The organism is Streptomyces sp. N35 (assembly GCF_016464295.1).
In the GTDB taxonomy this organism is placed as follows: domain Bacteria; phylum Actinomycetota; class Actinomycetes; order Streptomycetales; family Streptomycetaceae; genus Streptomyces.
In genome coordinates this window covers 1-8,443 of record NZ_JAEIMH010000047.1, presented here as the reverse complement: position 1 = coordinate 8,443, position 8,443 = coordinate 1, and the positions used below count along the sequence as shown (strand labels likewise).

The following is an 8,443-nucleotide window of genomic DNA, read 5'->3' as shown; positions in this document are numbered from 1 at the left end:
CCTTCGGGAAGACTCCGCCCCGGTAGGGGACGGTCCCTCGGCGGCCGTGGGGGCCCCGCCACTGGAGAAGTGCCGGGCCCGCAACGGTCGAACAGCGCCGATTCCCAGGTGAGTCGACCGAACCCTCAGTGCGCCGAAGCCGGAGCCCGCGTCTCCGAGAGCGTCTCGCCCGGTTCCATCGCGTGAGCCACCTCGTCGGCGTCCGCCCGGGCCTTGCCCGTGTGGTTGAAGACGAGGTTGAGCAGGACGGCCGCGACACAACCGGTGGAGATGCCCGAGTCCAGGATGATCATCGCGGTCTCGGGGAACGCGTGGTAGAACTCCGGCGCCGCGATCGGGATCAGGCCGATGGCGAGGGAGACGGCCACGATCAGGATGTTGTTGTCCTTCTCCAGGCCGGCCTTGGCGAGCGTCTGCACACCGGAGGCCGCGACCGAACCGAAGAGGACGACACCCGCACCGCCGAGCACCGGCCGGGGCACGGTGGCGATCAGGGAGGCGGCGACCGGCATCAGGCCGATCAGGATCAGGAAGCCGCCGCCCACCGCGACGACGAACCGCGAGCGGATCTTCGTCATGGCGACCAGGCCGACGTTCTGCGCGAAGGCGCTGGCCATGAAGCCGTTGAACAGCGGCGAGACCGCGGAGCCCAGACAGTCGGCCCGCAGACCCGCCGCGATGGTCTTCTCGTCGGCCGGCTTCTCGACGATCTGGCCGAGCGCGAGCATGTCCGCGGTCGACTCGGTCATCGACACGATCATCACGACGATCATCGACACGATGGCCGCTGCGGCGAACTGCGGGGCGCCGAAGTGGAACGGTGTCGGGAAGCCGATGATGTCCGCCTCACCGATGGCGGAGAAGTCGGTGACTCCGAAGGGGATCGCCACGACGGTGCCGATCACCAGGCCGAGCAGGACGGCGATCTGCTTGACGAATCCGCTGGTGAAGCGGCGTATCAGCAGGACGATGACGAGCGAAATACCCGCCAGGGCGAGGTACTTCATCGAGCCGTAGTCGTCGGCGGCCGGATTGGGTCCCTGGGCCCAGCCGAAGGCGACGGGCATCAGCGAGACACCGATCAAGGTGATCACGGTGCCCGTGACGACGGGCGGGAAGAAGCGGACCAGCTTGGAGAAGAACGGGGCGGCCATGAAGCCGAGCAGGCCCGCGACGATGATCGCGCCGAAGATGATCGGCAGCGCGTCGTCCTTGTCCTTCGTCTGGTCGACGATCGCCAGCATGGGCGCGACACCGGCGAAGGTGACGCCGTTGACGAACGGCAGCCGGGCGCCGATCTTCCAGATGCCCAGCGTCTGAAGGAGCGTGGCGATTCCCGCGGTGAACAGGGATGCGCCGGTAAGGAAAGTGAGTTCCTTCGCGGAGAGCCCGACAGCGGCTCCCACGATCAGCGGCGGGGCGACCACACCCGCGTACATGGCGGCCACATGCTGCAGACCGCTGGTCATCATTTTGAGAGGGGGGAGCTTCTCGTCGACCGGGTGCTTTTCGGTCATCTGGTCGCGGACGCTCTCGTCCTCTGGCACGGCGACTGCTTTGCGAACCTTGGGCGTTGCTGCCACGGCGGTTCCTCCGGTCGGTTAACGCGTCGCCAGCGACGCGGGTGTCTTGGAGGTCGTACAGATGGTGCAAACGTGCAATTGGTGCAAGTGGTGCGATTCGTGCGCGCTATGAAGTTGTCGGGCAGCGATGTGCGGTCGCCGTACTACGAGAGGTACGGACGGTCACCGATCCGGTGGGCGCGGGCGCATGGGCGTCAGCGCCCACCGGTCTCGGCTGCCGTGGACCCCGCTCGGGTCCACGGCGACCGGGGGGGCGGCGCGCGCCCCCCCCGCCCGCCCCCCTGGAAAGCCCTGAGGGCTTAGGACCCGGCGGCGATCCGCGCGAGACGCTGGGCCTCGGCGCGGGTGTCACGGGCGATGGCGTCCTCGTCGACGGTGAGCAGACGGTTGTTCTCGACGATCTGCTTGCCGTTGACGAACGAGGCGGAGACAGGGGCGGCGGCACCGAAGATCAGGGCCGTGACCGGGTCGGCGATGGAGGAGTGGGCGAGGGTGTCCATCTTCCAGAGCACGAAGTCGGCGAGCTTGCCGGCCTCGAGCGAGCCGATGTTGTCGGCGCGGCCGAGCACCTGGGCGCCGCCGAAGGTGCCGAGGCGCAGGGCCTGGCGGGCGTTGAGCGCGGCCTCGCGGTGCTCGGTGTTGAGGCGGTTGATGAGGAGCGCGTTGCGCAGCTCGGTGTGCAGCTCACCGGACTCGTTGGAGGCGGTGCCGTCCACACCGAGGCCGACCGGGACGCCGGCCTTCAGCATGTCCGGGACACGGGCGATACCGGCCGCGAGACGGGCGTTGGAGGACGGGCAGTGCGCGACACCGGTCTTCGTACGGGCGAAGGCGGCGATGTCGGAGTCGTTCATGTGGACGCAGTGCGCCATCCACACGTCCTCGCCGAGCCAGCCGGTGGACTCGAAGTAGTCGGTCGGGCCCATGCCGAAGAGTTCCTTGCAGAACTGCTCCTCCTCGACCGTCTCGCTGCCGTGGGTGTGCATGCGCACACCGAGCGAGCGCGCCAGCTCGGCGCCCTGCTTGAGCAGTTCGGTCGATACGGAGAACGGCGAGCACGGCGCGACGGCGACCTGGGTCATCGCGTCGAACGAGGCGTCGTGGTGCTTCTTGACCGTGTCGGCGGTCGCGGCGAGCGCGCCCTCGAGGGTCTCGACGGCGAAGTCCGGCGGCAGACCGCCGTCCTTCTCGGAGCGGTCCATGGAGCCGCGCGCCAGGGTGAAGCGGACACCCATGTCGCTCGCGGCGCCGATGATCGCGCCGGACAGGTCGCCGGAGCCCTGCGGGAAGACGTAGTGGTGGTCCATCGCGGTGGTCACACCACCGCGGGCCATCATCGCGAGGGAGCCCTGCGCGGCGGCGCGGGCCATCGGCTCGTCGATGCGCGCCCACGTCGGGTAGAGGGCGACGAGCCAGTTGAAGAGGTTGTGATCGGTGGCCAGACCACGGGTGATCCACTGGTAGAAGTGGTGGTGCGTGTTGACCAGACCCGGGGTCACGAGGTGCCCGGTGGCGTCGATCCGCCGGACCACGTTCTCGAGGTTCTCGGGGGCCTTGCCGGCGCCCAGGGACTCGATCTTGTTGTCCGCGACGACGATGTAACCCGAGGCGTACTCGGTGTCGTTCGCGTCCACGGTCGCGATGGCACAGTTTTCGATAACGATGCGCGAAGCCGCCATGGCGGATCCTCGTTCTTCCTCTTCGGATGTACGGACCCGGGGGCCGAGCGGGGTGACGACCGAGTCCGTGGTGCACGTGCAAACGCCTCGTCGCGTCTGCCCGTTGCGGGTGTTGCGCAGATGCCCCCGCTCCCCTCCTGGCCCCCGGGACCGGATCCTTGTCGGAGGATCCGGCTCCCGGGGTAGACGCCGGCGCACTCGCGTCGGAGGTTGTCGAGGCTCCTGTAGTCCCCCCGGGGACTACAGGTGGGGAACTACAGGTTGGAGAGGTCCACCGGGATCCGCGGCTCGACACCGTCACGCAGGACGGTCGCCTCGATCAGGCCGTACGGGCGGTCGGCCGCGAAGTAGACCTCGTTGTCGTTCTTGAGGCCGAAGGGCTCCAGGTCGACAAGGAAGTGGTGCTTGTTCGGGAGCGAGAAGCGGATCTCGTCGATCTCCGAACGGTTGTTGATGATGCGCGAGCCCATCTGGTACAGCGTCTGCTGCAGCGAGAGCGAGTAGGTCTCGGCGAAGGCCTCGAGCATGTGCTTCTTGGTCTGCTCGTACGAACGCTCCCAGTTGGGCATCCGCTGCTCGTCGTCGGTCCAGTTGAACCGCCAGCGGCTGGAGACCTGCGTGGCCAGGATGCGGTCGTACGCCTCCTGGAGCGTCGTGTACTTGTCCTTGACGTAGCCCCAGAACTCCGAGTTGGTGGAGTTCATGACCACGAGGTCCTTCAGACCCGAGATGACCTGCCACTCGGAGCCGTTGTACGTGATCTCGCTGACGCGGGTCTCCTGGCCCTTGCGGACGAAGGAGTGCTTGACGTCCTCGGAGCCGATGAACTTCGAGTTGGCGTCCGAGGTCTCGATCCGCTCCCAGGAGTATTCCTCGATGCGGATACGCGCCTGGTGGATCGGGTCCTGGCTGTTCACGAAGTGCCGCGCCAGGTGGATGCCGAACTGCTCGGCCGACTCGATGCCGTACTCCTTGGCGAACGCGTACACCGTGTTCTTGGTGGTGTCGGTCGGCAGGACGTTGGCGTTGGAGCCGGTCAGGTGGACGTCGTCCATCTCGCCCGAGAGGGCGACCGAGACGTTCAAGTCCTTGATGTGGTGGGTGGCACCGTCCCGCGTGATCTTGACAACGCGGTTCTCGGCCTTGCCGTACTGGTTCTGTCCCAGAATCGTGGGCATGTCTGCTAGCTCCCTCGGTAAACGGAGTAGCCGAACGGGTTGAGCAGCAGCGGTACGTGATAGTGCTCGCCCGGCTTGACGGCGAACGTGATCGCCACCTCCGGGAAGAACGCACCGCTGTCCCGATTCGCGGGGGCGTCCTGCTGGGCTTCGGCTTGCTGGTTTGCGGACTTCTTTACGAAGTACGCCTCGGTCTCGAAGTCGAGGCGTACGTGGGTGGTGCCCTCCGGCAGGGCCGGCAGGTCCTTGCAACGCCCGTCCGCATCGGTGGCGGATCCGCCGAGTGCCACCCAGTCCGCGTCAAAGCCGGCGCGGGCCGCGAGCGAGATGGCGACGCCTTCGGCGGGGCGTCCGATGCTGGTGTCCAGGATGTGCGTGGACACCGAAGCGGTCGTGTCAGTGCTCATTACTACGCTGCTTCCTCTACGAGCCGGGTCAGGCGGATGCGGTTGATCTTGGCCAGTTCGGTGCGGACGATCTCCCGCTCCTGCTCGGCCTCGTGTCCGATCCGTACCTTGATCTGGCCGAGCATGAACTCGGCCGTGGCGCCGGTCGCGCAGATGAGGAAGACGTGACCGAACTTCTCCTGGTACGCCAGGTTCAGTTCGAGCAGTTCCGTCTTGAGCTCCTCGGAGGCGCCGGCCATGCCGCGCTGTTCGCGCGCGGAGGTCGGGTCTCCCGGCTTCGGACGGCCGATCGGCGGGTGCCCCGCCATGGCCTCCTCCAGATCCGCCGCGGTGAGCTCGGCCATGGCGGCGTCGCTCGCGGCGAAGAGGGAGTCGGCATCGGCGTAGGGGCGCTGGGCGAGAACCTTGCTGCCCCAGGCCGAAGAGCTGCACACCTCGTGGAGCTCCGCGGTGGCCGCGGTCTCGTCCGAGGTGTTGAACCGGGTGAGCCCCGGTGTCGTACGCGAAGTCACGGGAAAGCCTCCGTGGCTTGAGTGGCCACTTTGGGCCGGGGTGTGCTGGACGGGCTGGGATTAGCTAAGACCTTCGGCAACACCCCGTCAACACTTTGTTGAAACGAATTGAACAAAGAGCCGCCGTCTGAAGATCCAGGCGGCGGCTCTTTGTGCGTTCGTGCGGGCGCGACGGCCCGAGCTTGGTGCGTTCTGCGGGTACGCGCCTACTCGGACTTTGTGGTGCTGTTGTCCCGGTTCAAGTAGTTGTACACAGTGAAGCGGGATACGCCTATCGCGCCGGCCACGGTCTCCACGCCGTGCCGTACCGAGAAGGCGCCGCGCGCTTCCAGAAGACGTACGACTTCCTGCTTGGACTTGCGGTCGAGCTCCGCCAGGGGCCTGCCGTGCTTGCGCTCCAGGGCCGCCAGGATGTGGTCGAGGGAGTCCGCGAGCTGCGGCAGCCGCACCGCGAGCACGTCCTCGCCCTCCCAGGCGAGGACGACATCGTCGTCACCGGCCTCGGCGGGGGCGATGACCCGGGCGCCCATCGCGTCGACCAGCGGCTTCACGGCGCTGACGAAGGGGTGGTCTCTGGGTTCGGTCACTTCTGGTCACCCTCTCCGATCACGTTCACCTGGAGAGAGACCCGGGTGGCGCCCGCGGCCAGGGACTTGCGCAGCAGCGCGTCGACGGCGGCGAGCACCGGCTCGGCGCCGCCCTCCGCGGTGTTGCCGAACGGTCCGACGTCCACCGCGTCGAGGTCGGCGGCCTCGATGACCTCACGGGCGGCGACCGCATGGGCCGGCGCCTCGTCGAGGTCGAAGGGCTCGGTCGTGAACTCCACTCTCAATCGCACGCGGCCAACCTATCCAGGTCCGTGTGATTTACGGGAGCCCCCACTTGACAGGTGACCAGGGCCTTAGGCACTCTTCCGTCAAGTAGAAAGTAACTTCCGCGATACGGAAGGAGCGCCGCCCCTCATGGGTTACACGGACCAGCGCTTCAATGTGAATCTCTCGATCCTCTACACGGAACTCCCGCTCCTGGAGCGTCCCGCGGCAGCAGCCGCAGCGGGCTTCACCGCGGTCGAGCTGTGGTGGCCCTGGATCGAGACCCCGACCCCCGACCAGGCCGAGCTCGACGCCCTCAAGAAGGCCATCGAGGACGCGGGCGTCCAGCTCACGGGCCTGAACTTCTACGCCGGCAAGCTGCCGGGCCCCGACCGCGGTGCGGTCTCCGTGCCCGGCGAGGAGTCGGAGAAGTTCCGCGCCAACCTCAAGGTCGCGGCCGACTTCGCCGAGTCCCTCGGCTGCAAGGCGCTGAACGCCCTGTACGGCAACCGCGTCGACGGCGTGGACCCGGCCGAGCAGGACAAGCTCGCCCTGGAGAACCTGGTGCTCGCGGCCAAGGAGGCCGACCGCATCGGCGCGATCCTCCTGATCGAGACCCTCAACAAGCCGGAGTCCCCGCTCTACCCGCTGGTGAGCGCACCGGCCGGCGTGGACATCGTGGACAAGGTGAACGAGGCCACCGGTCTCGGCAACGCCAAGTTCCTCATGGACCTGTACCACCTGGCCATGAACGACGAGGACCTGCCTTCGGTCATCGAGCGGTACGCGGCCAAGACCGGCCACGTGCAGATCGCCGACAAGCCGGGCCGTGGCGCCCCGGGCACCGGCGAGCTGCCGCTCGAGGACCTTCTCGACCAGCTGAAGAAGGCCGGTTACGAGGGCTACGTGGGCCTCGAGTACAAGGCTCCCGACGCGGCCGCCTCCTTCGGCTGGCTGCCGGCCGAGGCCCGCGCCGCCCGCTGACTCTCGCGGCCGGGCGCCTGACCTCTGACGCCCGCGTCACCGCCCGCTGTGCGGGTGGGCGGTACCGCGGACGACACGTCAACTCATCGACGTATCGAAGATTTTGAGAAAGGCACCATCATGAGCAACCTCCCGAAGATCGCATGGGTCGGCCTCGGCATCATGGGCTCCCCCATGGCCGAGAACCTGATCAAGGCCGGTTACTCCGTCACCGGCTTCACCCTCGAGCAGGACAAGCTCGACCGTCTCGCCGCCGCCGGCGGCTCCGCGGCCGGCTCGATCGCCGAGGCCGTCAAGGACGCCGATGTCGTCATCACGATGGTGCCCGCGTCCCCGCAGGTCGAGGCCATCTCCTACGGCCCCGACGGCATCCTGGAGAACGCCAAGTCCGGCGCCCTCCTGATCGACATGTCCTCGATCACCCCGCAGACCTCGGTCGACCTGGCCAAGGCCGCCAAGGAGAAGGGCATCCGCGTTCTGGACGCCCCCGTCTCCGGTGGCGAGGCCGGCGCCATCGAGGCCGTCCTGTCCATCATGGTCGGCGGCGACAAGGCCGACTTCGACGAGGCCAAGCCGGTCTTCGACGCGCTCGGCAAGACCATCGTGCTGTGCGGTCCGCACGGTTCGGGTCAGACGGTGAAGGCCGCCAACCAGCTGATCGTCGCGGTCAACATCCAGGCGTGCGCCGAGGCCGTGGTCTTCCTGGAGAAGTCCGGCGTGGACCTGAAGGCCGCGCTCGACGTCCTCAACGGTGGTCTGGCCGGCTCGACCGTCCTGACCCGCAAGAAGGACAACTTCCTCAACCGCGACTTCAAGCCGGGCTTCCGTATCGACCTGCACCACAAGGACATGGGCATCGTCACCGACGCCGCCCGCAATGTCGGTGCCTCGCTGCCGGTCGGCGCCGTGGTCGCCCAGCTCGTCGCCTCGCTGCGTGCGCAGGGTGACGGCGGCCTGGACCACTCGGCCCTGCTCCGCGCGGTCGGGCGCCTCTCCGGCTCGCAGATCTGAGCCCCGGGCCTCCTGTAGGCCCCGTAGGCCCCGGGGCGGGGGGGGCGGGGGGCCCCGCGTCGCCGCCCCCCCGCCCGCCGTCCCTCGCGCCCGGGCGCCTCACCTGTCACGCCCGCGCCACCGCCCGCTGTGCGGGTGGGCGGTACCGCGGACGACTCGTCAACTCATCGACGTATCGAAGATTTTGAGAAAGGCACCATCATGAGCAACCTCCCGAAGAGCGCATGGGTCGGCCTCGGCATCATGGGCTCCCCCATGGCCGAGAACCTGATCAAGG

General features: G+C 67.8%; 10 protein-coding genes. 3 read left to right on the top strand and 7 right to left on the bottom strand.

Annotation, left to right across the window (positions count from 1 at the left end; translation table 11 throughout):
- Nucleotides 1-125 precede the first annotated feature (125 nt).
- The 7 genes from JAO81_RS24515 to JAO81_RS24485 form a co-directional block, all read right to left on the bottom strand.
- On the bottom strand, nucleotides 126-1,517 hold the full coding sequence (locus tag JAO81_RS24515; protein ID WP_199550124.1) for a nucleobase:cation symporter-2 family protein: 1,392 nt from the start codon (nucleotides 1,515-1,517) through the stop codon (nucleotides 126-128).
- Nucleotides 1,518-1,882: 365 nt separating this feature from the next.
- Nucleotides 1,883-3,262 (bottom strand): 8-oxoguanine deaminase, encoded by a 1,380-nt coding sequence (locus JAO81_RS24510; protein ID WP_199550080.1) that lies wholly within the window; start codon nucleotides 3,260-3,262, stop codon nucleotides 1,883-1,885.
- A gap of 254 nt (nucleotides 3,263-3,516) precedes the next feature.
- Entirely contained in the window at nucleotides 3,517-4,440 is a 924-nt protein-coding gene (pucL, locus tag JAO81_RS24505; protein ID WP_199550079.1) for a factor-independent urate hydroxylase, read from the bottom strand.
- A 5-nt stretch (nucleotides 4,441-4,445) separates the two neighbouring features.
- A complete protein-coding gene (gene uraH / locus JAO81_RS24500; protein WP_199550078.1) occupies nucleotides 4,446-4,847 on the bottom strand; it encodes a hydroxyisourate hydrolase in 402 nt (133 codons plus the stop codon).
- 2 nt (nucleotides 4,848-4,849) lie between these two features.
- Nucleotides 4,850-5,359 carry a 2-oxo-4-hydroxy-4-carboxy-5-ureidoimidazoline decarboxylase gene (gene uraD, locus JAO81_RS24495; RefSeq protein WP_165333996.1) on the bottom strand — a complete coding sequence of 170 codons (510 nt, stop codon included), beginning with the start codon at nucleotides 5,357-5,359 and terminating at the stop codon, nucleotides 4,850-4,852.
- A gap of 206 nt (nucleotides 5,360-5,565) precedes the next feature.
- Complete coding sequence (locus JAO81_RS24490) at nucleotides 5,566-5,946, bottom strand: helix-turn-helix domain-containing protein (RefSeq protein WP_307813631.1); 381 nt, start codon at nucleotides 5,944-5,946, stop codon at nucleotides 5,566-5,568.
- Nucleotides 5,943-6,197 carry a hypothetical protein gene (locus JAO81_RS24485; RefSeq protein ID WP_165333994.1) on the bottom strand — a complete coding sequence of 85 codons (255 nt, stop codon included), beginning with the start codon at nucleotides 6,195-6,197 and terminating at the stop codon, nucleotides 5,943-5,945. The genes JAO81_RS24490 and JAO81_RS24485 overlap by 4 nt, the downstream gene beginning before the upstream one ends.
- Before the next feature lie 124 nt (nucleotides 6,198-6,321).
- On the opposite strand from JAO81_RS24485, the gene JAO81_RS24480 reads away from it, so the two are divergent.
- From JAO81_RS24480 to JAO81_RS42725, 3 genes are all read left to right on the top strand, one after another.
- The gene (locus JAO81_RS24480; protein ID WP_199550077.1) at nucleotides 6,322-7,155 is read left to right on the top strand and encodes a TIM barrel protein; all 834 of its coding nucleotides are present in this window, start codon (nucleotides 6,322-6,324) and stop codon (nucleotides 7,153-7,155) included.
- Nucleotides 7,156-7,275: 120 nt separating this feature from the next.
- Entirely contained in the window at nucleotides 7,276-8,166 is an 891-nt protein-coding gene (locus tag JAO81_RS24475) for a 2-hydroxy-3-oxopropionate reductase (RefSeq protein WP_199550076.1), read from the top strand.
- A gap of 201 nt (nucleotides 8,167-8,367) precedes the next feature.
- On the top strand, nucleotides 8,368-8,443 hold a 76-nt coding region (locus JAO81_RS42725), incomplete at its 3' end, for an NAD(P)-binding domain-containing protein (RefSeq protein ID WP_233415864.1).

Coding starts and splice junctions, on each gene's coding strand:
- JAO81_RS24515 (WP_199550124.1), bottom strand. CDS start 1,517: ATGACCGAAAAGCACCCGGTCGACGAGAAGCTCCCCCCTCTCAAAATG.
- JAO81_RS24510 (WP_199550080.1), bottom strand. CDS start 3,262: ATGGCGGCTTCGCGCATCGTTATCGAAAACTGTGCCATCGCGACCGTG.
- pucL (WP_199550079.1), bottom strand. CDS start 4,440: ATGCCCACGATTCTGGGACAGAACCAGTACGGCAAGGCCGAGAACCGC.
- uraH (WP_199550078.1), bottom strand. CDS start 4,847: ATGAGCACTGACACGACCGCTTCGGTGTCCACGCACATCCTGGACACC.
- JAO81_RS24480 (WP_199550077.1), top strand. CDS start 6,322: ATGGGTTACACGGACCAGCGCTTCAATGTGAATCTCTCGATCCTCTAC.
- JAO81_RS24475 (WP_199550076.1), top strand. CDS start 7,276: ATGAGCAACCTCCCGAAGATCGCATGGGTCGGCCTCGGCATCATGGGC.